At 40.9% G+C, this 25,174-nt stretch carries 19 protein-coding genes; 18 read left to right on the forward strand and 1 reads right to left on the reverse strand.

The genetic code is table 11. The features are described from left to right. Positions 1 to 104: 104 nt before the first annotated feature. The 3 genes from OCI93_RS16880 to OCI93_RS16890 all read left to right on the forward strand — a co-directional run bounded on the left by OCI93_RS16880 (position 105) and on the right by OCI93_RS16890 (position 5,490). Entirely contained in the window at positions 105 to 2,057 is a 1,953-nt protein-coding gene (locus tag OCI93_RS16880) for an ATP-dependent nuclease (RefSeq protein WP_261626873.1), read from the forward strand. Between the two features lie 8 nt (positions 2,058 to 2,065). Beyond that, entirely contained in the window at positions 2,066 to 3,958 is a 1,893-nt protein-coding gene (locus OCI93_RS16885) for a UvrD-helicase domain-containing protein (RefSeq protein WP_261626874.1), read from the forward strand. A gap of 719 nt (positions 3,959 to 4,677) precedes the next feature. Beyond that, a complete protein-coding gene (locus tag OCI93_RS16890; protein WP_261626875.1) occupies positions 4,678 to 5,490 on the forward strand; it encodes a reverse transcriptase family protein in 813 nt (270 codons plus the stop codon). A gap of 206 nt (positions 5,491 to 5,696) precedes the next feature. Here OCI93_RS16890 and OCI93_RS16895 read toward each other — a convergent pair whose 3' ends face one another. Then, positions 5,697 to 6,791, reverse strand: a complete 1,095-nt coding sequence (locus OCI93_RS16895; protein ID WP_261626876.1) for a hypothetical protein — start codon at positions 6,789 to 6,791, stop codon at positions 5,697 to 5,699. A 144-nt stretch (positions 6,792 to 6,935) separates the two neighbouring features. Here OCI93_RS16895 and OCI93_RS16900 point away from each other — a divergent pair, with 144 nt between their 5' ends. The 15 genes from OCI93_RS16900 (at position 6,936) to OCI93_RS16970 (ending at position 25,055) form a co-directional block, all read left to right on the forward strand. After that, the gene (locus OCI93_RS16900; RefSeq protein ID WP_261626877.1) at positions 6,936 to 7,265 is read left to right on the forward strand and encodes a helix-turn-helix domain-containing protein; all 330 of its coding nucleotides are present in this window, start codon (positions 6,936 to 6,938) and stop codon (positions 7,263 to 7,265) included. A 29-nt stretch (positions 7,266 to 7,294) separates the two neighbouring features. After that, positions 7,295 to 11,353 (forward strand): NACHT domain-containing protein, encoded by a 4,059-nt coding sequence (locus OCI93_RS16905; RefSeq protein ID WP_261626878.1) that lies wholly within the window; start codon positions 7,295 to 7,297, stop codon positions 11,351 to 11,353. Between the two features lie 32 nt (positions 11,354 to 11,385). Continuing rightward, positions 11,386 to 11,673, forward strand: coding sequence for a hypothetical protein (locus OCI93_RS16910; protein WP_261626879.1), 288 nt, complete (start codon positions 11,386 to 11,388; stop codon positions 11,671 to 11,673). A gap of 36 nt (positions 11,674 to 11,709) precedes the next feature. Next, on the forward strand, positions 11,710 to 12,129 hold the full coding sequence (locus OCI93_RS16915) for a hypothetical protein (protein ID WP_261626880.1): 420 nt from the start codon (positions 11,710 to 11,712) through the stop codon (positions 12,127 to 12,129). 79 nt (positions 12,130 to 12,208) lie between these two features. Then, positions 12,209 to 13,402 (forward strand): TniQ family protein, encoded by a 1,194-nt coding sequence (locus OCI93_RS16920; RefSeq protein ID WP_261626881.1) that lies wholly within the window; start codon positions 12,209 to 12,211, stop codon positions 13,400 to 13,402. Between the two features lie 3 nt (positions 13,403 to 13,405). Then, entirely contained in the window at positions 13,406 to 15,457 is a 2,052-nt protein-coding gene (locus OCI93_RS16925) for a type I-F CRISPR-associated protein Csy2 (RefSeq protein WP_261626882.1), read from the forward strand. After that, positions 15,457 to 16,479 (forward strand): type I-F CRISPR-associated protein Csy3, encoded by a 1,023-nt coding sequence (gene csy3, locus OCI93_RS16930; RefSeq protein ID WP_261626883.1) that lies wholly within the window; start codon positions 15,457 to 15,459, stop codon positions 16,477 to 16,479. The genes OCI93_RS16925 and csy3 overlap by 1 nt, the downstream gene beginning before the upstream one ends. Beyond that, positions 16,476 to 17,069: a type I-F CRISPR-associated endoribonuclease Cas6/Csy4 gene (gene cas6f, locus OCI93_RS16935; RefSeq protein WP_261626884.1), complete on the forward strand. Its 594-nt coding sequence runs from the start codon at positions 16,476 to 16,478 to the stop codon at positions 17,067 to 17,069. Before csy3 ends, cas6f begins: the two co-directional genes overlap by 4 nt. Positions 17,070 to 17,758: 689 nt before the next feature. Next, entirely contained in the window at positions 17,759 to 18,286 is a 528-nt protein-coding gene (locus OCI93_RS16940; protein ID WP_261626885.1) for a hypothetical protein, read from the forward strand. A 45-nt stretch (positions 18,287 to 18,331) separates the two neighbouring features. Then, the gene (locus OCI93_RS16945; protein ID WP_261626886.1) at positions 18,332 to 19,468 is read left to right on the forward strand and encodes a hypothetical protein; all 1,137 of its coding nucleotides are present in this window, start codon (positions 18,332 to 18,334) and stop codon (positions 19,466 to 19,468) included. A 36-nt stretch (positions 19,469 to 19,504) separates the two neighbouring features. Further along, on the forward strand, positions 19,505 to 20,008 hold the full coding sequence (locus OCI93_RS16950) for a hypothetical protein (RefSeq protein WP_261626887.1): 504 nt from the start codon (positions 19,505 to 19,507) through the stop codon (positions 20,006 to 20,008). Between the two features lie 100 nt (positions 20,009 to 20,108). After that, positions 20,109 to 21,875, forward strand: coding sequence for a hypothetical protein (locus tag OCI93_RS16955; RefSeq protein ID WP_261626888.1), 1,767 nt, complete (start codon positions 20,109 to 20,111; stop codon positions 21,873 to 21,875). A gap of 612 nt (positions 21,876 to 22,487) precedes the next feature. After that, positions 22,488 to 23,036, forward strand: a complete 549-nt coding sequence (locus OCI93_RS16960) for a TnsA endonuclease N-terminal domain-containing protein (RefSeq protein WP_261626889.1) — start codon at positions 22,488 to 22,490, stop codon at positions 23,034 to 23,036. Then, the gene (locus OCI93_RS16965; RefSeq protein ID WP_261626890.1) at positions 23,026 to 24,867 is read left to right on the forward strand and encodes a Mu transposase C-terminal domain-containing protein; all 1,842 of its coding nucleotides are present in this window, start codon (positions 23,026 to 23,028) and stop codon (positions 24,865 to 24,867) included. The genes OCI93_RS16960 and OCI93_RS16965 overlap by 11 nt, the downstream gene beginning before the upstream one ends. Positions 24,868 to 24,869: 2 nt before the next feature. Next, on the forward strand, positions 24,870 to 25,055 hold the full coding sequence (locus tag OCI93_RS16970; protein WP_261626891.1) for an ATP-binding protein: 186 nt from the start codon (positions 24,870 to 24,872) through the stop codon (positions 25,053 to 25,055). The last annotated feature ends 119 nt before the right edge of the window (positions 25,056 to 25,174 follow it).

Here is a 25,174-nt window from a genome sequence, read left to right on the forward strand (position 1 = left end):
GATCCAGTAACCGATCCGCGATAACATGGCCGTGCTTTGTCAGTTGAAAGTTTACAATAGAAGCCCCATCCAAATTTGTGGATATTTAGAAGAGGGAACCTGCTGTGCATATTGAGAGAATAATCCTACAGAACTTTAGAAGCTTTGGACCAGAAGGTCAGAGCATAGCTGTCGATCCGGATTTAACCACCCTGGTTGGAGCAAATGGTGCTGGGAAAACAGTCTTGATGCAGGCTTTGCAACGAATGTTCGGCATATCCAACGAGCAGCGGACGATCCGTCGTCAGGATTTTCATATTCCCTCTTTGGAAGCAGAAATACCAAGTAAGCGAACTCTCACGCTTGAAGCCATTGTCGCTTTCCCTGAACTGAATGATGAAGACGGAGATCACTCCGTAATACCAGACTTCTTTCACCATATGAGCGTTACAGATGAGGGCGGCAAATTGAAGTGCCGTTTGCGCTTGGACGCGGAATGGGAAGATGATGGCTCAATAGATGGTTACATTACGAGCCAGTTCCGCGCGGTTACGACATGGGGTGAGCCTGAAGAGGGTGATTTTTGCAACGTGCGTCCAGCGGATCGTTCTCGAATCCAATTGATTTACGTCCCAGCTACACGATGTGCAGTTTCTCAGGTATCAGCCTTTCTGAAAGGCCGACTTTGGAAGGCTATTAACTGGTCAGAACAAGTTCGAGCATCTTTTACTCAAAAGGCCACAGAGTTAAATGAATCCTTTGAAGGTGAAAATGCGATTAGTACCGTTACTGAAAAGCTCACTGAGCGTTGGCAGGAGCTGCATTCTGCTGGAACTGATAGCACACCGAAGTTTCGTCCGGTCGACCTGCGCTTTGAAGAATTTGTTCGCAAGGTAGAGGTACTGCTACACCCAGATGAAAGTGGGCGAGATCGGAGCATTGATGAACTAAGTGACGGCCAAAGTTCGCTGTTTCACATTGCAATGACTTCAGCCACTCTCGATGTTGAAATTGAAATCTTAGCCCAACCAGAGAGTGAAGATTTTCTCGGTGCAGATTTGCCCTTGCCCTCGTTGACTATTTTGGCGCTTGAGGAGCCGGAGAATAACCTAGCCCCATACTATCTATCTCGAATCACAAGTCAGATCAGTAGCCTGGCGCATGGCTTAAGAGCACAGGCCGTGCTATCCAGCCATTCGCCTAGCATCCTGGCCAGAATCCAACCAAAGCAAGTAAGGCACTTCAGGCTAGCAACAGAATCAAACACCACCGTCGTTCGTCAACTGACTTTACCCGATGAAGAGAATGAAGCAGCAAAGTACATCCAGCAGGCGGTGAGAGCCTATCCAGAGTTGTATTTCGCTAAGGTAGTGGTTCTTGGTGAGGGGGCTTCCGAGGAGGTAATTCTTCCCGCAATATCAGAAGCAATGGGTGTACCAATTGACAAGTCTTTTGTCGCCATGGTTCCGTTAGGGGGACGTCACGTGAATCACATGTGGCGTTTGCTAACAGATTTACAGATCCCTTTTATTACATTACTCGATCTGGATTGGGGGCGACATGGCGGTGGCTGGGGAAGGATCAAGAACGCAGTCGCCAAGTTGATAGAGTATGGAGTCGCCCCAGGTGAGATATTTGGGCAATACCTCAACCCATTAGGATACCAACATAATCTTGCTGCATTCGATACTTGTCCTGCTCCTGATTGGACCAACATTAGATCTTGGGTTAACGCTCTCAGGCGTTACGATGTCTATTTTTCAAGCCCATTAGACATTGATTATTCGATGCTGAAAGCATTTCCCGATCAATATCGAGTTGCCCCAGATGAAAGCTCTAATGGACCATCGATGCGAGGTGACCCCAGTAGTGCGGTTATGGGAGATGAAGGAAACCCAGAATTCTACGCAGGTGACGTACTTGACTTACGTTGGTACAGGTATCTGTTCTTAGGAAGAGGTAAACCTAGCACACACATCCGAGTGCTTGGGACTATTCCGTCAGATCAGTTGGCCCAGTACGCGCCAGAAGAACTGCGAGCTTTGGTTCAGTCGATTCACGTAGCTCTTCAAAGCTAGGGGGCAGGGTGAAGTTTATTCAATCCGATCACTGGCAGCCCAAAGGGATCGACGAGCTTGAGCCAAATGCTTGGCAAGCACTAAGTCGACGAGAGTCTACAAGCGTTATCGCTGGTCCAGGTGCAGGAAAGACAGAGTTTTTAGCGCAAAAGGCTGCATATTTGCTTGAGACTGGCCTATGCCCACCAAACCAAAAAATTCTGGCCATTTCATTTAAGACTGATGCCGCAAAAAATCTCGCAGATAGAGTGAAAGAGCGTTGCCCAGAAGAACTTAGTAATCGATTTGTCTCGATGACTTTTGACGCTTTCACTAAGAATTTAGTAGATCGATTTCGCATGGCCTTGCCTGAGCGTCATCGTCCATCAAAGCGATATGAAATATCCTTTCCAACTTTTCGCCAAGAGAAGTCGCTTATTAGTAGTTTCAGAAATAATTTTGGCAATGCGGTGGGTATCTATAACATTAGGCAAAGACTCCAAAACATGAATCAGTTTATCGGGAGTGTGCGGATAGGAGACTCCGGATTGTTATGGTTGGAGGAGGAGTTTTTAGATTTTTGGTTAAGCCAGCAGATAAATTACGCTGACGGTATTTCCAGAGTGTCATTTCTGGCGCTAAACCGACTTGCTGAATGTATTGTTCGCACTAACGATCATGTTCACAGATCTATTAGAGCATCATACCCTATTGTTTTTGTGGATGAGTTCCAAGATACCACTTTTGCTCAATATGATTTTCTATCTTCTGTTTTTAAGTCAAGTGAGGTTGAAGTAACAGTCGTAGGAGATTATAAGCAAAGAATAATGGCTTGGGCCGGTGCTAAAGGTGATGCGTTTCATCAATTTGAGGCTGACTTTTCGGCACAGAGACATTCTCTGCTTCTAAATCACCGCTCTTCGCCTGAATTGGTCAGGATACAACATGTTATTGCACGAGCTATTGACCATGAAGTGAGAGAGGTTCAGACAAGCAATAATAATTTAATTTCTGGTGATGCCGCTTGGATTTGTTGTAGTTACAACGTAAATCAGGAGGCGGCTCATTTGGCTCATTGGATAGCCAATGACATGCAAGGTAGATCACTGAACCCAAGAAACTACTCTATTCTGGTACGCCAAAAACCAGAGGATTATGAACAACAGCTATCTCATTATCTCGCTCAACATGGACTGAGCTTACGAAATGAGAGTGTGAAAATAGGACAAGCTACATTACAAGATTTACTTGCCGAAGAACTGACCATTTTGTTTTCTACCCTGCTAAAACTGGGGCTTGGGCATCGAAATGCGCAAGCTTGGAATCAATTATCAGCAGATGTACGGCTGCTTCGTAATACAACCAAAGAAGATGAAAAAGCACTGAGACAGGTTGAACGTCAACTAGCATTATTTATTTCTGAGCTCAAGGACTTGATGCGGCAATCGTTTAGACCAGACAATTCTCGCCTCGTTTTTGAACGAATTATTGCCTTTATTGATTTGAATGATCTTCGGAAAACATTTTCTCGTTACGCGACTGGAGATCTACTTGAAATAAACCTGGCAGCACTTGAAGAGTTTTTTACAAACTGCGTTGATACTCAAAATTCTTGGACAGGCTTGCTGGATGAGTTTGAAGGCACTAACCATATTCCGCTTATGACTATCCACAAAAGTAAAGGGCTAGAATTCGATACAACTATTTTTATGGGGATCGATGACAATGCTTGGTGGTCGTATCGACCCGGCGATTCCGAAGGTCTATCGACATTTTTTGTGGCGCTGTCTCGCGCTAAACAAAGGGCTATTTTTTCCTATTGCCAGCAAAGAGGGCAAAGAACCAAGATCGCAGATTTTTATGCGTTGTTGTCGGCTGCCGGTGTTCAGGAGTATGTGATCCCACCAAGTGTAGTAGTATAATGAATTTGGTCGCCCCATTTGGGGGTAATGTAATACCTTTTCTAATTCTTTAACTGCTAATTGAGTGAAATCTGCAATTCACTTATGTCCCAAAATAAGTTAGAGAAATTTAACTCCCTAGTGTTGATTAATAGATAAACGCCCCCATAATATTACTACTTGGAAAACGGGAATAATCTCACACTATTGGGAAGCGTTAGTTTCCGTGGGGATAAAACCCTAACACTTTGCGCGCTCATCCGTTCGTCGTGTCGTCGTATTACTCGTTATGACATGTACCAATGAATGACGTGCAGGCCGTTCGGTGAGAAACGAACGGTCTTGGAATCTAGAGGGTAAAAACTGTTCTTTTCTCCCGTCCTTAAGTTACGCGTGAGACGGTGGCAATCGCCCCGGTAACTATGAGGATAACGTTATGTCTGATACAGACGACCCAAGTAAAGAAGAGCAGACCCGAATGCGGCGACGTAAAGTCGTTAAACATCTAGTCAAGCCATGTAAATGGCTAACTAAACTCTTGGCTCTCTATAGATTTTATAGATGGGTTGAGGACCCGATAAGTAACTTTTTGGAGTGGCTCGTCGAGGGTGATGGCTCGGGACCTCTAGATAACTATATCGTTGGAGGAATGAGAACTGAGAACGCGGAACCGTTATCCGATAGATCAATCGCCCTTATATAAATTACAGGCAAAAAGGAAGCTAGCCGAGTTACTCGGTATGGATCTTAAAGTCTTACTGAACTTATCCGAAGACGAAAATAACTTCCGAATATTCACTATCCAAAAGAACGGAAAAGACCGAGAAGTCCAAGTCCCGAAGTCAATTTTAGAGCAAGTCCACAAGAGGCTATTTAAGCTCTTACAGCGAATAGAAACTCCTGAATACCTCCACTCAGGGATCAAGAAAAAATCTCATATAACGAACGCCAAGGCCCACGTAAAAGGCTCCGCGCTGGTCAAACTAGATATTAAGAAATATTACCCGTCGACGAAACGAGAAGCCGTCTATCAGTTTTTCAGAACCTGTTTATTCTGTTCGCCTGACGTATCAAAAATACTTACAAATCTAGCTTGTGTTAATGGTCATATCCCGACGGGGAGTCCTTTAAGTCAGATCTTAGCGTTCTTTTCGTCTTTGCCGATGTTTGAAAAAATAGGCGAGTTGTCCGCTACTAATCAGATAACCTTTACGGTCTATGTTGACGACTTAACGTTTTCTGGAAAGGTTGTCCCTGGGGCTTTTATTTGGGAGGTTAAGAAGCTAATACACGGTTACGGTTATCAGTATCATAAAGAGTTCTCTAGTCCTCCCGAAAAGACCAAGCTAGTAACTGGCGTCGCAATTAACGACATAGGCTTACAAGTCCAAAATAAACACCATGAAGCGATCCACGGGTTATACGTCAAGTATATCGAAGGAACCTTAAAGCCTGAAAACAAGGCGAAGCTTCTCGGGATGTTAAGTTCCGCTTCTCAGGTTAGCGGACGTTACGAATCAATCTTTCGGCATTTATTAAGGTTGGAGAAATGATGAAAAGCTGGTTAGCCAGCTTCCTCTTGTCCAAAAATGTTCTAGTGCGTCTGTTTCTCGCTCAAAGTCGCCCTTAGAGCATTTACGTTAACTCGTTTTGGGGCATAAACGCGTATAACTGAATGTCCACTTTTGGTACATTCGTGATGGTCAGGTTTTGATTATACTTTAAGGGTAGACTGTTAAGTTGAAGGCTTGCTCTTCTCTTATAATGAGTAATTTTCGAAATATTCAAGGGATTCTCTTTTTGCCTGCTCAGCTTTGTCTTGGGCCTTTTTTAGTTTGTGTGGGCTTGGTTCAGGAAATGATAGCCACTTATAAGGATAGCTTCCCTTCCTAAACAATCGGCATAAAACCGCCGAATTAGGGATGGGTTTAAAGTCACGTAACGCTTCAGCACTATACGGGAAAAATATAAATAGCTTATTAGCTTCTTTACCTTTTTTGCTGAGCATTTGGCAAGTTGCTAAAATATAATCTTCAGTATCAATCATAACTTGGAAGTTATTAAAGCTCCAAGAGCCTGCATTGAGTACTTTCGCTTGCAATTGGTACTTCTTGGCCTCAATCAACGTTGTAAATGGAAGCTCTTTTGCGGGTAGACCGATAGTACCACTTCTAATTAGATTATTTATTGCTCTTTTGGCAGTTGTCTTTTTACGCTTAATTTCCCGTTCTAATGCTTGCTGAGCAGCGACCCGTTCGGCTTCGATCTCTTTTTCAATCTCATTTTTGAGAGCTTCATCACACCAGCTATAAATCCAAGTCGAATAAGGCTCTACATTGCGAAGCGCATCAATAACAGCTTCTATGGACTGCTCAAGAAATTGAGATAGGTCGATTTCTAACGTCGCTACTTTGTTGCTTTTTATATAGCTTACTTTCTCGTCGCTACAGTTAGCAGTGACTTTAACTTCAATGAATATTTTTCCCACTGATGTTTCCAGTTCAACATCCATTTTGTATTTATCCAAGGGCGACTCTACCGAACCTTGTAATATTTTGACGAGTTTTGGAGGCCGTACTTTGGTTTTACCCATGTGCTTATATTTAACTGAAGGAAGTAATATTTGCTCTTGAGCGGCTAAATATTCTTGAGCGAATCTATGTAGAGCCGTCATTAAGCAAGAGCTTTTCTCAGGCTTTGAGGTGTGCGCAAAGGAGTGGGCTTTTATCTTTCCTCTGTTTCTTGCAACGAGTTCATCATCACAGCCAGGACATGTGCATTGACATAACTTGCCATTAGGAACGTCATTAATTGAGACTAGTTTACCTAGTTTGTTGTGAGCAAAAATGAGCAATTCTTCATTCCTTGTGCTCTTTATTACAGTTGGCTTAAAAATATACTTAAAAAATACATCTTACTTAACTAAGTATTCCTTAGTACCAAAGTGGGCGCTATACTAAGAGAATCTTAGCTATTGAAGTTAGTAGCTAAGGTACTCATGGAATCACCAACGCCCTTACGCCTAAAAGAAGCCCGCAAAGCTGCTGGTTACACCCAGCAGAAGCTTGGTCTTGCTTTAGGTATGGAGCCCAACACGGCCAGCGCAAGAATGAACCAGTACGAAAAAGGTAAGCATGCACCAGATTTTACGACGATGAAGCGTATTGCTGATGAGTTGGGCGTGCCTGTGGCTTATTTTTATTGTGAAGAAGACGATTTGGCTGAATTAATTTGTGCATGGAATAATGTTGAACAAGCTGAGCGTGTTAAGTTGCTTGATATTTTTAAGCGTACTGTACTAGAGTCAAAGTCTGAGACGGACAAATAAAAAACTACAACAATGAGAGTTATTTATTGGTGAATAATGGCACCTCAGATCTATATATTAAACGTACGCTTACCAGTGACTCAAATACGTACACTGAGGATGAGTTAGTTCAAGCAGCTGATTACATCGTCGTATTAGCAGAGCCTGGTGCGGGTAAAACTGAGCTATTAAAAAGCTTGGCCAACCAATTAAAAGTAAAACGTGTTTCAGCAAATAGACTGGTGAACTCACAGAAAGTTCACGATGAAGAGGTTCTCGTCATTGATGCGTTTGATGAACTTGCACAAACTAATCACAGCGGTATCTACCAGCTTTTAGATAAAATCGACGAACTCAAGCCTAAAAAATTGGTAATCTCCAGTCGTTCTAGTGAATGGGGTGATGGAAATCAACACGCATTTGAAGAGTATTTTGAATCTCAGCCGTTGGTAGTGAGGCTAAGTGAGTTTAATGAGGCAGAACAACAGCTACTCTTCTACTCACACTTGCCAAGCGAGAGTTTTGAAGCGTTTTATGATGAGGTCCAACGCTTTAATCTAGATGTACTGTTACCGAACCCTCAGTTTCTTGGCATGTTTGCCAATGCGTACATCGAAAGTAATCGAAAGTTTGCAAACAAAAAGTCGATTTTTGAAAAAGCCGTTGAACGTCTAGCGAAAGAGTCTAGGCCATCAATAAATAACCATTTGGTATCAAGTTTACCTCTTTCTAAAAAAATTAGTATTACGAGTGAAATCTTTGCTGGCATTTTACTTTCAGGTTCTGAAGGTATAAGTGTGAGTGGCCACGCTGAAGAAAAGCTATTCCCTAATATTAACTCTTTGCATGCGCATCAAGAGAACATTAAACACATTATCGATTCAAAGTTGTTTAAGCCCTCAGATAATATGGATCAGCACATGCCAGTACATAAGGTGATTTCAGAATATTGTGCTGCAAGGCATCTTGTTCAAAAAATTACTGATGATCATGAACCGCTGACTCTGAGAGTATGTTTGAGTGTTATTGCTGCTAACGGATATGTTAGAGATGAGCTTAGGGGAATGGTTGGGTGGATGGCAACTTTGGGGAGTCAGTCCATACAAAGAGAGCTTATTGAACTCGATCCATATGCTATTTTGGCTAATGGAGATCCCTCACAACTTGCACCATCATCAAAAAAATACCTTTTAACTAGGCTACAGCAGGTGGAAGCTAGAGACCCATATTTTAGAAGAAGTGATTTTTGGCGACAGTTTAGCACCGTAGACTTCTTTGATATTGGGATGGCGGAACACTTAAGACCCTTGTTAAAGTCAAATAGTGGCGGGGATTTAAGAGACCTTGTTCTTGAAATTATCAAAAACTCGACAGTTGTTGATTTATTGACCTCTGAACTTACTCAGATAGTGCTAGATTCTGATGAAGATTTGAATTCAAAGTCACTTGCTATTCGGTGCCTATGTTCCTCTCCTAACTTTGATTATATGAGTTTATTTGAAAGGCTCATAGCTGCGAAGGGGCATTCGCAATTGGACGTTATCGTAAAAGGGATTTCAGTTGTTGGAGTTAAAGCAATTAGCTTTGATTTTTTACTGCGTTACCTTAAAGCTTGTGCGCAGTCATATCCTACAGATAGAGAAAAGCCTTTTATTAGTTTCACACATGCGAGCCGTTATTATATCCAATTGTTTATTAAGTCATTTGAACGAGAAACAACTGAAAGATTGCTTGATTCACTAGCACAAGGCTTAGCATGTAATTGCGGCAAAGAATTCTATGAGTGTTATTGCAGAGAAGGTGTCAGTAAGATTGTAGGTCGATTGCTCGACCACTACTTCGAGGTAACTAACCCACCATATGACCCAAAACGAATTTGGAGTTGGGTCAAAGACTTAAATTTTCATGCTAATTGTTCCGAGAATGAGTCGCAGTCAGTCAAGGCTCTAAAGGAGCTCACAGACTTGCGAAGAAGTATTTTTATCTATTTGTTTGAACCATTGGCGAGTGCTAAGGAATGCTACGCACTTCAGAGTAAATTGGATTCGCACTCAGGCTTACACTCAGGGTTGCACTTATATGCAGAGGATGTGGACTTTTTAATTGATCATGCATTTGAAACGAACAATACAGAGCTATGGTCGATTTTTATTGTTCGGCACCATTTTCGATGGAAAAAATACAAGCGAAGAGACGATAATTTTCGGCAAAAAATGCGTAGGCAAGCTAATGAAAATACTAATTTTATGGCAAAGTGGGCTGAGAGTAAAAGAGCTGAACAGCAGTTTAGGCGAGATGTTAGAAAGCGTTACGGTAAGTCGGAGAGAAAGCATGGAGCATATGAAAAACATAGAAATGCAGAGCGTTTAAAAACAATTAAATACATTGCTGATAATCAAGAGCTTATCTCTAGCGGTCAACACTTTAGATTGTTACAGGACTTTGCATATTACTTTCTTAATGAACCAAATCAAATACCAATTGAATTTGGTAACGAGCAAGTGGTTCACAATTCGATTAGGAATTGTCTTTCTTCACTTACCCCACACATTCCACCTCTTAAAAAGCTTGCAGCAACGTCGGCTAGATTTAACCTTGAGATAGTCTTATATGCTTTTTGTATTCAAACAGTGAGAGAGCAAGGTTGTTTAGACTCTATTCCTAATCAGGTACTTACTACCGTAAGAACGGATTTGAGCATGCTTCATCGTGCAGTATCCGATGAAGAAAGGGAGTATTTAAAGAGAGAAATTGATAGGTTGTTATTTCCTGATTTACCGTCAAAAGAGGCATATTTACGGGATTATATCGAGCCTCAACTTCGAGATTTTAAGCGTGAGCATCCAGAAATAGAAGTACTGCGACATGATGATACATTCAGCGAGTTCAGAGCATCCTTATCTTTTAAGTGGTTAAGCTGTTATACAGGCCAAAGTATTTATACACAGGATATATTGTTTGACTTAGTGGCTCAGCACGGAAACCGAGTTCGGTTGAATCAACTAATTTTCAGTCGCAGTACCGATTGGGCAGCGCGTCAAAACTCATCTAAATTGACTGACAATGAGCTTGAGCAATGTAAATTTTGGTATGTGAGGGCATTTTTCTTTCTAGAAATTAATGTCGCGAAACCCTTTTTTGATGCATTAGTTACGGATAAAGATTCTATCTTTCTATTTGAAAGCATTTCTGGAAGTTTAGGTCGCCGGTTTGATGATGGTTGGCCGATGCTAACAAGCGACAAAGTGTATGAGCTTTTTAATACATTTTTTGAAAGTTGGCCCAAAGTTCCCTTACCAAGTGGTTGGGGCTCTGATAGCCCAAAAGAAGAAAAAGCTTATCGCTATCTCGTTGACTCTCTCAGGTGTATAAGTGCTGATTCACATGCTAGAGCCTTGGACTTTATTGAAAAGTTTCTAAAAGATGAACGTTTTGCAGATTTGCATCAAAGTTTGAAAAATATGCAAGTATATCATTTACGCAACAAGGCTCTGCTGGAATTTACGCCGCCAACGCCAGAAAATGTTGTGAACGTCTTAAATAAATGTGATGTGGTTACCGTTGAGGGGCTAAGAAAGCTGGTATTACACGAACTTGAATGCTATCAAAAAGATATTAATGGCGGTGAGTACAATACCGCAAATAGGTTTTACAAAACGATCCAAAGCGATACAGTAGTGCACCATGATGAGGTACGTTGTGTAGAGATTATTGCAGAGTACTTGAAGCCAAGACTTGAAAAACACAACGTCAACCTTGAAACTGAGGACCAAACTAAAGATCAAAATAGAATTGATTTATCCGCTTCAAAAATAATAAACGGCCAGCGAAAGTTATTGGTGATTGAGGCTAAAGGCCAATGGCACAAAGAAATATACACAGCAATCAACACTCAATTAGTGGAACGCTACACAATTCACCCAGACGCCTGTGAGCAAGGAATATATGTTGTGATATGGTTTGGGCCAAATGAAAAGGTTGCGGGTTTAAAGCGTCATAATATTAATTCAAGTCAAGAACTAAAAGATGAGCTTACCAAGTCGCTATCCGAGACCTTAAAAACATTTATCGATATTTTTGTGTTGGATGTTAGTAAACCAAGCAAATAGCTACAGTGGAACAATCAGGATGAAATAATAAAGTGATGAAGCAACTAGAGATTCTAGACGAAGAGCATATGTCTTGGCTTTTATTTCGGTGTGGGGATGAGCACTTTATATCTGTTATAGCTGGAACGGTTGGGGTTTTTACCTTGGAAGTTAAGTTATCAAATGCTGAGGCCTCTCTTTACGCTAAAAATGGTAAAAAATATATTGATGAACTTGCAGGTAGTATTCGGTATAACCCTAAGCACTTTGAAAGCCGATGTATTAAAGAGTTTAGACTGGCATATGATGTTCAATCAGCATTGATAGAATGGCGTGTATAAAAGTGATGTTTGAAATTGGTAATAAGTGGTAAAGGTATGGACATTTTAACTATCCAAAAAGACTTGGATAATCTTCTAGTAGAAGTTGAGAATGCTAAACGCCGTGGGTACAAGCATGCAGAGGTTGTTTTAACTCCAGAGATCAGAGATTTAATACCAAAAATAAAAGCGGGAACCCTTAAAAGTTATGTAAAGCTGGAATACACTGCCGGACCGTTTAGATGCTTGGTTGAAACACTGCCTGAGAACTGTATAGGTTTAGATAGGGCTTGGCATCAATTTAAATTTTCAGTGCAGGGATATCATGAAAACTCAGACATTCAATCCTTACTTGAAAAAATAAGTAACATTAAAGTTCAGCCAAATACGGTTGATGTGGAAGCCATAGATAATGACAACAAAACTCCTAGCTTTCTTAGTCGGGTGAAACAAGCCTTCAAATTCTTGAAAAAATAGCTAGCGAATAGCCTTTTAACTTGCAATAAATAAGTATTCAGCTAAACCTAAACTAAGTTTTCCTTAGTTTAGGTTTTAAATGCAATTCCTTTCTCAAACAACTCCTTACTCTGATGAAACCATTGAAAGTTATTTGCTTCGCTTGTCTCAAGACAATGGCTACTTTGGTTTTGCTGATATGGCCGATATTTTGTGGGATTGGCTGGTAACGCAAGATTATGAGCTTGAGGGAGCTTTTCCAAATGAGTTGCAATCGGTTGATGTGTATAAGGCATCGCAATCGAGTAACTTTCGGGTCCGGGCGCTGCGGTTGGTTGCGCAGTTAGCAGGGGTTGAAGCGTCTGAGCTACTTAACTTGTGTTGGCTCCGCAGTAATACGCAGTTTGGTGCTATCACGGCGGTTTCTCGTGGTGGGTTATTGGTGCCTCGTCAGTTGCTTCGCAAGTCTGGGATTCCTGTTTGCACCGAATGTTTAAAGCAAGATGCGCACATACCTTACCTTTGGCATTTAAAAGCCTATAAAGCCTGTCATAAGCATAATCAGCTATTAACTAGAATATGTGGGCAATGTAATGCTGAAATTGATTACAGAGCGTCTGAGGCGTTTTTAGAGTGTGAGTGTGGTGCTGTGATCAAGCCAGCTGCAAAGGCAAACCAAGCAGATTTAAAATTGGCAAATGCCCTTGCAACAAATGTCCTTGCAAGTAGTGCCGTTGCAAAACTTGTCGGGCTTCTGGCTTGGTTTAGTCAGTGGCAATCTATCAGTTATGATGACGGTGAGTTTAGTGAACTGTTTGTTCGCTACTTTTCTAACTGGCCCAGCGGGTTTGAGAGTGAACTAAATAAAACCGCTGAACTTGCTAAAGTAAAACAGCTTAGGCCGTTTAATCACACACCATTCAATGATGTATTCGGTAGCTTGCTTAAGGACAGCAAGCTCGCTTGTGCTGGCTCGCAAGGTTACAACACGGTGCAGTTGGCCATCATTGCATTCTTAACCAAGCTCGTTGCGCAAAACCCAAAGAAAAAACACCCAAACTTGGGTGATCTACTACTCTCTATGCTCGATGCCGCCGTAATTCTTGGTACAAGTACCGAGCAAGTGTTTAGGTTATACGAAGAGAGCTTTTTGGCAGCTGCTCAACCACCTAAAAAGAATACGTTTTTAAAGCCGAGCGATAACGTGTTTTACCTCAGGCAGGTTATTGAACTACAGCAGTCCTTTGCACTGAACATGCCTAATAACCAACAACAATTTGTACCACCATGGTGATCAATGGAACTGCACACACTACTTCAAAATACCCCAAGCAAAGAGCTTACCCAAACGCTACGAGCTGCATTTGCACCATACTCTGAATATATTGATATTACAGGGGGTGAACCTCAAGCGTTGGTGATTTTAATTAACCTCACCTACAAGCGAAAAGACATAAAAGACTTAACGAGTGTGAGTGTTGCCAAAGCCGCACTGCGTGATGAGCAACACCTTAAAACTTGTATTGATGAAGTGAAGTGGTATCACACTCACAATTTAAAGTACCCTGATATTCGAGTCAGCCATCAAAGGTTATTGGCGCAAGTAGTTGATGATGGGCTTAGGGTAATCAGCAGTGCCAGTTATCCAACGCAATTTGGCTGGTCGCACGACAGCGCTAAAATTAATCATGCTAAGTTGTTTTTAACGGGCTTTGTTTGGCGTGGTGAATGTGTGTGTTTGGCACAGCTGCTTGCAAAGCAAGAGGGTTTTTGGGTAGCAAAGTTTAGAGAGCTAGGATTACTGAAAAGGGATGTGGTAGCAGTGTGTGAGCAAATAGCCGCGCAGCTCCCCAGTGAAGACTTGCCTGAGCAAATTAGTAATTACACCCCTCAGTTACTTATTCCAATAGAGCAAGACTATTTGAGTGTATCGCCCGTTGCGAGCCATGCCGTTTTAGCTACGCTGCAAATGGCAACGCGCAGAGGTTTGCTTAAACGCGATGTGGTTGAGCACAATCGTCCTGCAAATGTGGGAGAGCTGCCAAGCGCACTGGGCGGCAGAGTGAACGTACTTAAATATTTTGCCAAAACTTACAGTGCGACAACCGTTAACGACTACTACAGCCAAGACGAACAACGGCTTTTTAATGTGTCGGCATTAAATAGCAAAATAGTGAGTGACGCTTTACTGGTGCTATCAAAATCAAAGCCGTTTAATACGCTAAGGCAAAAGCGCTTGGCACGTATTGCGGCAACTAAGGCGCTACGAACAGCACTTTATGGATGGTTAGAAAAGCTCATAAAGTTGGCGCAAAGCGAAGCGATAAATGACTCAGTTCCTGAGCTAGTAAAGCTCTTAGCCACGCAAGAATACAAGCAATTAGAGCTTGCTTTAAGCCAAGAGCTCAACAAGCAAATGAGCGGGCTAAAATACTTAAAACGTTACGCTTATCACCCAGAACTAATGCCTATCTTAAAAGCGCAACTTAGCTATGTGCTATCGCATCAAAATAACCAAGAGGACGAGCTTGAGGCGGAGCATATTCAGTATGTGCATTGTCAGAATTTGCGAGTCTACAACGCCGAGGCAATGCCGAACTCTTACCTAATGGGTATGCCGTCAATCACCGCGCTTGAAGGTTTGGGGCATCAATTTCAACGCAAGCTGCAAAAGCTGGTAGGCAGTGGCGTACATGTGATTGGTGTGGCTGTGTATATTCGCTCGTACCAACTGCACAATAACAAGCAGCTGCCAGAGCCCAACAAACTCAAAAAAGACGGTCAAAAGCGTGTTCCGCTGCGTTCGGCAATTATACAAATACCTAAGTGTGATATATGTTTTGATTTGGTATTTAGGGTGCAAACTAACAATCAATCTGTCGCTCACGACTTGTCTGAAAACCTGCTAAAAGCAGCATTTCCATCGCGCTATGCGGGTGGCACGCTTCATCCGCCATCGTTATATGATCAAGTTGATTGGTGCCAAGTTTACGCAAAACCACTGGCATTATTTGAGCGCATTCGCTCGTTACCTAAAGGTGGTTCGTGGCTATATCCAACATCGGTTGAAGTGAGCAGTTTCAAAGAACTGGCTGAGCAGTTAACACTTCGACCTACTATGCGGCCAGCTGCATTGGGTTACTTAGCCCTTGAAGAGCCGAAACCAAGGCAATGCTCAATCACCCAGTTACATTGCTATGTTGAGCCTGTAATTGGATTGCTTGAATGTGTAGATGCGGTCACGGTTCGGCTATCTGGCGCTCGGCATTTTTTTAATCACGGGTTTTGGGCCATGCATTGCAAAAAAGCATCTATGCTTATGAAAAAATCCAAGTTTGAGTACGACTAATGAAACTTCCGCGCCAGCTCTCATACACCCGCTCACTCTCGCCAGGTAAGGCGGTGTTTTTTTATAGAACACCTGAAAGCGACTTTGAACCATTACAAATTGAACGGCAAAAGATCCGAGGTCAAAAGTCAGGCTTCGCCGAAGCCTACAAAAATGAAGCCACACCCAAAGAGCTAGCCCCACAAGACTTGGCCTTTGGTAATCCACACACCATAGAGCTTTGTTATGTGCCGCCCACCGTGCAACAACTCTATTGCCGTTTTTCACTTAGAGTAGAAGCAAATAGCCTAGAGCCTAACGTATGTGGTGAGCCAAAAGTAAGTTACTGGCTAACGCGATTTATGAACACCTATAAGCAACATGGTGGCTTTGGTGAGTTGGCAAAGCGTTACGCCAAAAACATTCTCATGTGTGAGTGGCTATGGCGAAACAAAACATCTCCCAATGTAGATTTAGAGATAATTGGTGAAGGGTTTGACCCTATCAGCATCAGCAAAGCCAACCGTTTACGCTGGGATGGCAAATGGCGCGAGGCTGAAGAAGCGTTGCATATACTCACTGAAGTGATCCAAACAGGGTTAGAAGACCCATATAGCTTTTGCTTTTTAGAAATAACCGCCAAGCTCGACACCTACTTTGGGCAAGAGATTTACCCAAGCCAATCATTCTCAGAAAACGATGACGTAGCAAGAACTTACGCTTATACCCAAGTAGCGGGTAAAGACGCAGCCTGCTTTCATTCTCAAAAGGTGGGGGCTGCGATTCAAATGATTGATGACTGGTACGACGAAGATGCAAACAAGAGGCTAAGAATTCACGAATACGGGGCCGACTACAAAAACGTGATTGCCAGGCGCGCACCAAACAACCGGTTAGACTTTTATTCACTGCTACGAAAAGTGGCGCTATACGTAAAAGAAATGGAGCAAAACGGCCTAAAAAACCAAGAGCAAGCCTTTCATATTCACTACATCGCAGCAGTTCTAATCAAAGGCGGGTTATTCCAAAGGACCAAAGAATGAGCCGAGCTTATTTTACCATTACTTACCTACCAGCAAATTGTGATGTAACCCTATTAGCTAGCCGTTGCATTGGCATATTGCACGGTTTTATGAACAAACGAAGCTGCAACCACATTGGTGTAAGCTTCCCAAAGTGGACCGACAAACACCTAGGCAATCAAATCGCTTTTGTGAGTGAAGATAAAGCCACACTTAAAAACCTAAGTCAGCAAAACTACTTTGAAATGATGGCCCACGACAAACTATTTGAAATATCAGGCATAAAGCCAGTACCAGTCGAAGCCCCTGAAGTACAGATTATCCGTGATCACAGTCTGGATAAGTTATCTATGGGCGAAAAACGTCGTCGAATGGCACGCGCAAAACGCAGAGCCGAAGCCAGAGGTGAAGAATACACTCCTCAGTATGTACCGGACGATAAAGAAATTAGCGCATTTCATAAGATCCCCATCGCCAGCAAAAGCAATCAAAACGACTTTATACTGCATCTGAGGTTAGAGCCAACAGACTCAATACAAAACACCTTTAACAGCTATGGCTTTGCAACAAATGAAGAGCACAAAGGTAGTGTTCCGCTACTAGCCTTTTAAATATCGATAGCTTTCGGAGTGTTGTATATCAAATAGTTACGAGCTGGCGGTAAAACAAAGGTTATTTACTAAAAGTAGGTTTAATAGTATGGAATTTATAAAGTTTTAAGCTAACTTTAATAGTGACCTGCCGCATAGGCAGCTGGAAATTGCAAAAAGTCAAGTTAAAAATCTCTCTCAGTGTGACCTGCCGCATAGGCAGCTGGAAATAAAAGAAAAGCAATTAGAACTGATTGGGGTTTGTGACCTGCCGCATAGGCAGCTGGAAATAATACGCTTAAACGTGAAAATCACCGCTTTCTGTGACCTGCCGCATAGGCAGCTGGAAATATTGGAAACAAAGTTAATATTTAAATTTCAAAGTGACCTGCCGCATAGGCAGCTGGAAATATCGCAAAATGGACATTCAGAAATTTCATAATGTGACCTGCCGCATAGGCAGCTGAAATTAGGCCCAGAAGTAAACAACCACATCGTATGACATATTACTGCCGAAAAGGCAGAGGCCAATTCAAAAGCCCCAGAATTTACTGGGGCTTTTTGTTCTAGCAACATATATTTTACTTTTTAGGTTGTCGAAGATTATTATATAGCATGTTCTCATAAAGGGTCATGAGTTGACTTAAGCTGAAAGAGCAGGTCAGTTCTGCAATACTCTCATTATCTCAATGTGTGTTTAAGGACAAAACATGAAGTATAGGGAAGCGGTAGAGAAGCTTTCATCCGATTACCCCAATGTGATCCAAAAACTTGTTTTGACGGATGATTTGGAAGTTTGGGCCAATATTACTCAAGAATTTTCTCATAGTGACAGGGCTAAACTCTTTGAAGTAGCCCAGCCTCAGTGGATCGAACGAAAAATTAATGACGGAACATTGCTACTTCACCCTGAAGTTAAAGCAGAACTTATATCCAGAAATTATAAGCCTAGAGTTGTTCATTGTCAGATGATTTGGGCAAGTGTGCTTGTTACGTACGAGGGAGATGATAGTCGTCTATATTATCAGCGAATAAAGGAAAAGATCATCAATAAGCACAGTAACAAGTGGTGGTTTCAAGTACATAAAAGAGTTGACCCCACGTTTAAGGCATACGTACGCATTAAGAAACAAAGCTTGGGAATAGCTGGTAGCTTTTTAGCGCAAAACAGCTCTTTTTTGGGCAATGCTGTCAATGAGTCCATTGATGGTGTTTTAAGGATGATACCCAAACAATAATTCACTATTTTTCAGGTTGTACTTTTCATTTTAAAAGGAAGTTTAATGAGGTTTATCAATACATTTGAAAGACACGAAGGAAGAAATAACTTATCGCTAGAAGAGTATTATCGTCAGCTTAGAATTGAGCTTGGGGATAATGTTTTAACAATGAAAATTGTATATCTAGACACAAAATTCTGGCTTCTTTTAAGGGACGCATCTCTTCATCCAGATCGTGACTCGAAAACTACAAACTTTCTCAAGCTTTGTGTGAAGTTAGTCAGTGTTAAAAAGTGCATTTTTCCCATTAGTGAAGATACATTTCTTGAGATTACTAAACAAGTTGATTTAAAAACATTGAAAGCGACTGCAAGAATGGTTGATAAATTGTCAATGGGTATATCAATTGTTGGGTTTGAAGAGCGCGTAAACACTGAAGTTTTACACTTTATATACCACACATTGAAAAAGCCTGTTTTTGATATGTCTCAACTGGTTTGGACTAAATTGGCTTACAATATGGAGTTTTACACTTTTGAGCATCCAAGCTTATCTCAAAGTGAGAATTTAGTGATGCAAAAATCATTTTTAGACCAAATGTGGAGTGTCTCGATGATGGAAATGATAGAGGTCATGCTCGAAGGTGGGAAATATACGAGACCTCCTGACTTTAATATGGCTGATTTGTGGAATGCAGGTAAGTCTCGTCATCATCATGAAGCTAGAAGTTACCAGCAAATGTATTTAAACGAAATTGCAGGGATCGTTGATTGCTTTAGAGAAAACCTAGCAGAGATTTCAGTTGTAATTTTTGAACAAGACATAGGGAAAAAGGTGCCCAAGTCGGAAACTGAGCAGCATAAAGCTGAATCTATGAGGCTTTGGGGGAGCGTTATCTATAATCTTTTCCGCCTGAAAAAGGTAGGTAATCATTTGCCGAGCATGAATGTTGCAGCTTCTTTACATGCTGCTGTTCGCTGGGACAAAAATAGAAAGTATGAGGATAATGATTACTATGACTTTAGGCATGCAGTCTCTGCTTTACCTTACTGTGACTTTTTCTTTACTGAGAGAAGCCTCGCGCATTTAGTAACACAGAAAAATCTAGCACTTGATCAAGTTTATAGCTGCACAGTGGGCTCAAATATTACTTTTGCACATGAAGCTCTATCAAATGAATTTGAAGTAAGTATCAGCTAGTCAATAGCGTTAAATGGTCCGTGGGGGAGTATTACAATGCCTAATGAAGAGAGTGAACTTTTCATAAAAATAAAAGAAGAGGCGATTAGGTTTCGAAAGTTACTTGAGGATTGTGACAAGGAAAACACGAATTTGGTCATTGACTGTTTTCCCATTATGAGCTGTAAGCTATCTTCTCTGCTTTTGTCATATCATTTTCTAAAGTTATGGCCAGCTCTTGAAGTAAAAGGTATTACAGCAATTACAGGTGAAAATAGTGATATAACTCATTATTGGCTGGAAGTTGATGATATTGTAGTTGATATAACGGGAGATCAATACAATCTCATTGATGAGGTTGAGCTAAACCAAGCAATTGTAAAAAGTCGTCCTTTTGATGCCGTGCACGTTTCTAAAAAAGACGAAAGTTACCTATATAGTTTATTTGGATTTCGGGAAACTGAACCTCTTAAATATGGCTTTCCTACTATTGCAGAAGACTTCATTGAAGATATGGAGTTCGCTTATAATCAGCTATTACAGCAAAAGGAATGTATGTAAAAAATATCAGGATCAGTAAATTGAGATGAACACAAGCATGAAAATGACCCAATCGCTTGATGTTAGGTTGTTGAACTAAGCCGTACTATGGAAAAACAGAATGCTCTATGAAAATAAGGATATAAAGCTACTTGAATTCGTTGATAACCCTATAAATAATATTGATTACCTGATTGTAAGGAAGTCGTCAGCGAGTCTGCAAGCAAAAGTACTATATAGATTCCCATCTTTAAGGAAGTTCATCCGAGAAAGAGATGCAAGAATAATTTTTGAGGATCTCTATGGGTCTTATTTAAAAGATGCAAAAAAATTTATTGTGAATTTAAAGCCTGTTGCTAGCAATTTTCACAATCAAAGCGATCTAGAGAAAATTATGGGGGAGTTTACTGAATTTTTTCGTATCGGATTGTTATTCGACCAAAATTGTGAAATTGCGGATTTTGACGAAGATCTAGCAATAACTTATATAAGAGCAAACCTTCTAACTAAGCTCGAGTACCACTGTAATAGGGTTACTGAATCTTTCGATTTGACTGAAGACTATTTTTACTCAATTGCTTCAAACGAAAAATTATGGGTTTCTTTCTTTTTGAGTGAAGTTTACCTTTTGTTAAGTAACAATATCTTTCAGCTGAGCTTCAAAGGGGATGAAATTATTTTCAAATTAAACAAAAAGTTTGAAGGCAGAATGAAGGTATATTGGATATCAGAAATCCTTGAATCAAATTCAAAGATATCTGATATGAAAGCGTATCATGATATTTCTATTTTGCTAGATAAAAACAGAACGGTCCCTAAAGAAGTAGCTGAAGTATCAATAGACTACATACTTGATAAAGTTTTTTCCATAAATCCCAAGTACCTTACAGAAGGTGTTAGTGTTAATCAAAGATACCATTTTCTGAGAGAGATAATCTTTTTTTCATTAGTGTTAGAGTGCTGCTTACTGGTTGGAAAAAAGCCGAAAGATAGACAGTTTTTTGTTGAAAGTGACAATATAAGAAACGAATCCTTGCTGCTTATCGAACAACAATTAAGCTCGGCTTTTAATGCTCGAATGGACAATAACGGGGGCTTTATATATAAAGTCTCTGATTCATTCTACATGAGAGGAACTTTAGGGTTCAAATATGGACTTCGAAAGTTCGCAGGAGCTCTGTTGGATGTTAAGCAGAAACAGCTGAGGGGTAGAGATTTTAAAGGGGAGTTGGGGGATTTCTTTGAGAAAGATTACGTCCTTAATTACCTAAAAGAGCTCAATTACCTCGGGTACACCCCATTTGATGGATTTAAATCGGGAAACAAGGCTGAAATAAGAGGGTATGACATCGATATAGTTTTGCATGATGGAAAAAATGATATTTATTATTTTATTCAGGTTAAATATAGATTTTCTGCTCTTCCAGTATATCTCTCTGAGCAGTTTAAGTTTTTTAATGACGAATCGTTCAAAAAAGGCTACATAGAGCAATTGCTAACCTTGAAGGGTAACATCAACCAACAAAGTATAAGAAATCAATTGAGTAGCAGAGGACTTAATGGTGCAAAAGCTGAGAATAGCCATTTTATTTTGCTTCACAATATACCATTTCTAAACTTTTATGAGCATGATGGTGTTTATTTCTACGAGTGGAACCTGTTAAGAAATATCCTCCAAGATGGAAAGGTATATTGGCGTAAAGGCAATGAATTTGGTGATAGTTTTACAAGCAGAGAACTTGAACTACATAAACCTGAAAAAATTATTAATTCCTACTTAAATAATAGTGTAAATGGTAGGGGCCTTAAAAAACAATTCGACTTATTTAAAATATCTAAATGTGTATTTGATTTAGGGGATAAAAATGTTCAATGCCAGATGCTTTAACACTGTGAATGAGCAACAGCAGTGGAACAACTTGCACTGAACTTCAATTGTCCGTTGAGTTGAGCGTTATTCCTTTGAATATTTGGGCAGGCAAATGTTAATAGGATCTTGATCAAATCGTTTTTAATAATGATGATCCTGCATACTTTGAGCGATGCAAAAAGCTTGGTTTGTGCTCATTATTCGCTAATTTTAGCCTGAGCCGCTTCTGGCACATCTGCGACGTCTAGATCTTCGGGATTCGCTTAGTTTAATTGAATTGATAGATCGAGTTAAGATGAACCTGTTTATTGGGTTAGGAGTGGTCACTTTTTGCATTCTTTCACTTCACTTTTATGCCAAGTTATACTTCCATCAAAATGCTAAGTCATTGAAGTAATGATGACGCCTTTATGCAAACTTATGCTACAAACTCCAATTTTTGTTGTTTGTAGTGTAAGTCTGCAAATTTGTAGTAAAACCCCGCATAAAAATTGAAATATAACCCTGCATAGCCTACTTTTAAATCGTCTCACATATTCGGTGATGGTTATGATAAGGCACAAAATAAGTCGCTCCAGAGTCAAAAATCTAGTCAAGTTCGCAAGTCAAAAGAATAAAGCTACTTGCTTAGTGGAATCATTCTTAGAGTCCGATGCGTGCTTTCACTTTGAATACTCTCGTGAAATAAAAGCCTTTGAGGCTCAACCGTTAGTATTTGGATATGAATTCAATGGCAAGGTTTGCGGGTACACTCCTGATTTTTTGATAACGCATCACAAGAAGCCGCAAAAACTTATTGAAGTTAAACCCTATAGTAAAATATCAAATCCTGAATTTAGGGCACGCTTTGCGCAAAAACAGTTAGTTGCCAAAGAACAATTAGGCATTGAACTGATATTAGTTACCGATAAACAAATTCGTGTTTATCCAACCTTAGACAACTTAAAGTTGCTTCATCGTTACTCGGGGTTTCAGTCTTTAACCGACCTTCAGCTTTCCATTATTCAGCTACTCAACAAGTGGCGAAAACTCATCATTCAAGACTTGGTCAAGATGCTAAAAGTCTCCATTGGAGAGGTGCTTGCCTCGGTTTATCGTTTATTGTCATTAGGCAGTGTTAATTCAGACTTAAACACAGAACTTACTTTAGAGTCGGTGATTTGGGCTGATGGAGTTTGAAGACGAGTTTAACTTTGAGGGAGCACCGCAAAAGTTAGCTGAAACCGCTAAAGCGGAAGAGCCTAACCCTCAACCTCGTGATTTAGAGTCACTACCCAAGGAAGTGCAAGATGCCACTCTTGCTCGGCTTAAATACATTAAGTGGCTGAAACAACGCTTAGTAGGTGGCTGGACGAAGAAAAACTTAGCACCACTACTCGCTGAAATGCCTGAATTTCAAGGGCAAGAAAAGCCAAAGTGGCGCACGGTTGCAGGTTGGCACGCTGACTATATTAAGGCCGAAGAAGACATTCACGCTTTGATCCCAAAGCATCATCGCAAGGGCAACCGCCAAGCACGCACCGATACAGACAAGTTCTTTGAACTTGCTCTCACGCGCTATCTGACTAAAGAGATCCCGAATGCAGCATCAGCACATCGTTTTTATTGCGACCGAATCGTTTTAGAAAATGAAAAAGTGTTAGCTGAGCCACTACAGCCACTTACTTATAAAGCGTTTAAAAATCGCATTGATAACTTACCTCAGTATGAGGTGATGCTTGAACGTTATGGCAAACGTTTAGCTGATATTGAGTATAACAAAGTGATGAGCCATAAAAGGCCCACTAGGGTGCTTGAGCGTGTTGAAATAGACCATACACCACTGGATCTCATTCTATTGGACGATGAACTTGATGTGCCATTAGGGAGACCAACCTTAACCTTGCTCATCGATGTTTATAGCCACTGTGTTGTTGGCTTTTATCTCGGTTTTCAGAGTCCAGGTTATGATGCTGTGCGCAGAGCGATTAATCATGCGATGAAGCCAAAAAGCTATCTTAAAAGTACCTATCCAGAAGTCGTCAATGAATGGCCATGTTGTGGAAAGATAGAAACTTTAGTGGTTGATAATGGTGCCGAATTTTGGTGTCAGTCATTAGAGCTTGCGTGTGAAGAGGTTGGCATAAATATTAGCTATAACCCTGTTGGCAAACCTTGGCTGAAGCCCTTTGTTGAGCAGTTTTTTAAAACCATTAATGAAATGATGCTTTCGCCATTTCCCGGTAAAACATTCTCAAACATGCTCGCAAGGCACGATTATAACCCGAAAAAAGATGCCATATTGCGTTTTGGCACCTTTACCATGTTGCTTCATAAGTGGATTGTTGACGTACATCACCAATCAGCAGACGCAAGATTTCGATACATTCCTTGTGAAGACTGGCACAAAGGGTTTACTGCACTGCCTCCAGCTCAGCTAACAGAGCAAGATACAGACAAGCTTGATGTTGTTATGTGCATGGCGAAAGAAAAAACATTGCGCAAAGGGGGTATTAAAAATCTACATATTAACTATGACAGTGACGAACTCTCTTTATATCGTAAGCGATACAGCCCCAAAAAGAGCATAAAGGTTAAAGTAAAAATAAACCCAGATGACCTGTCGTATGTATATGTCTACCTAGATGCGCTAGAGCACTATATAAAAGTGCCAAGCATTGACTCCGAGGGCTACACAATTGGCTTGTCGCTGATCAGACATAAAATCCACCTTAAATTTTACAGAGACTACATTCAAGGCAAAGTGGATCTGCTGGGGCTTGCCAAGGCGCGGCAATTTATTGATGAGCGAGTGAAAGAAGAAGCGCGACAGCTTAAAAATGTAGGGTCAAAAACTAAGGTTACTGGCACCAAAGCAATTGCTAGGGCGCAGGGCGTAGACAATACTCAAGTCAAATCCATTGCTAAAATGCCTGAGGCAAAGCAAGCTGAAGCAACCCTCGCTGACACTAAGCCTAAAAAAGACGATGATAACTGGGATGACTTTGTCTCAGATCTTGAGGCGTTTTAGTTATGCTGACCGAGGCTAAAAAGGCAAAACTCAATCAATTTAAAGCGGTGTTTATTGAATACACCATACCAAAAACCATCATAAACGATTTCGACAAACTGCGTTTGCATCACGACCTTGCAGGTGAAAAGCCATGCATGATGCTAAGTGGTGATACTGGGTGTGGTAAATCGGCATTGATTAAATAACCTGAATCTCGTTTAAGAAATTGAACTAAATGCCTGTTCCGAGATCCGATCTTTCGACCAAGAACGATTGGATAAACAAGGAACAGGCATGATTAAATTAGTTGAATTGTTTTGCGATG

The sequence above is a fragment of the Pseudoalteromonas holothuriae genome (assembly GCF_945859825.1).
In the GTDB taxonomy this organism is placed as follows: Bacteria; Pseudomonadota; Gammaproteobacteria; order Enterobacterales; family Alteromonadaceae; genus Pseudoalteromonas; species Pseudoalteromonas holothuriae.

What these genes read in the sequence shown, in the direction of transcription:
- OCI93_RS16890 (WP_261626875.1), top strand. Translation starts at nt 4,678, where the DNA reads ATGGATCTTAAAGTCTTACTGAACTTATCCGAAGACGAAAATAACTTC.
- OCI93_RS16900 (WP_261626877.1), top strand. Translation starts at nt 6,936, where the DNA reads ATGGAATCACCAACGCCCTTACGCCTAAAAGAAGCCCGCAAAGCTGCT.
- OCI93_RS16915 (WP_261626880.1), top strand. Translation starts at nt 11,710, where the DNA reads ATGGACATTTTAACTATCCAAAAAGACTTGGATAATCTTCTAGTAGAA.
- OCI93_RS16920 (WP_261626881.1), top strand. Translation starts at nt 12,209, where the DNA reads ATGCAATTCCTTTCTCAAACAACTCCTTACTCTGATGAAACCATTGAA.
- OCI93_RS16925 (WP_261626882.1), top strand. Translation starts at nt 13,406, where the DNA reads ATGGAACTGCACACACTACTTCAAAATACCCCAAGCAAAGAGCTTACC.
- csy3 (WP_261626883.1), top strand. Translation starts at nt 15,457, where the DNA reads ATGAAACTTCCGCGCCAGCTCTCATACACCCGCTCACTCTCGCCAGGT.
- cas6f (WP_261626884.1), top strand. Translation starts at nt 16,476, where the DNA reads ATGAGCCGAGCTTATTTTACCATTACTTACCTACCAGCAAATTGTGAT.
- OCI93_RS16940 (WP_261626885.1), top strand. Translation starts at nt 17,759, where the DNA reads ATGAAGTATAGGGAAGCGGTAGAGAAGCTTTCATCCGATTACCCCAAT.
- OCI93_RS16945 (WP_261626886.1), top strand. Translation starts at nt 18,332, where the DNA reads ATGAGGTTTATCAATACATTTGAAAGACACGAAGGAAGAAATAACTTA.
- OCI93_RS16950 (WP_261626887.1), top strand. Translation starts at nt 19,505, where the DNA reads ATGCCTAATGAAGAGAGTGAACTTTTCATAAAAATAAAAGAAGAGGCG.
- OCI93_RS16955 (WP_261626888.1), top strand. Translation starts at nt 20,109, where the DNA reads ATGCTCTATGAAAATAAGGATATAAAGCTACTTGAATTCGTTGATAAC.
- OCI93_RS16965 (WP_261626890.1), top strand. Translation starts at nt 23,026, where the DNA reads ATGGAGTTTGAAGACGAGTTTAACTTTGAGGGAGCACCGCAAAAGTTA.
- OCI93_RS16970 (WP_261626891.1), top strand. Translation starts at nt 24,870, where the DNA reads ATGCTGACCGAGGCTAAAAAGGCAAAACTCAATCAATTTAAAGCGGTG.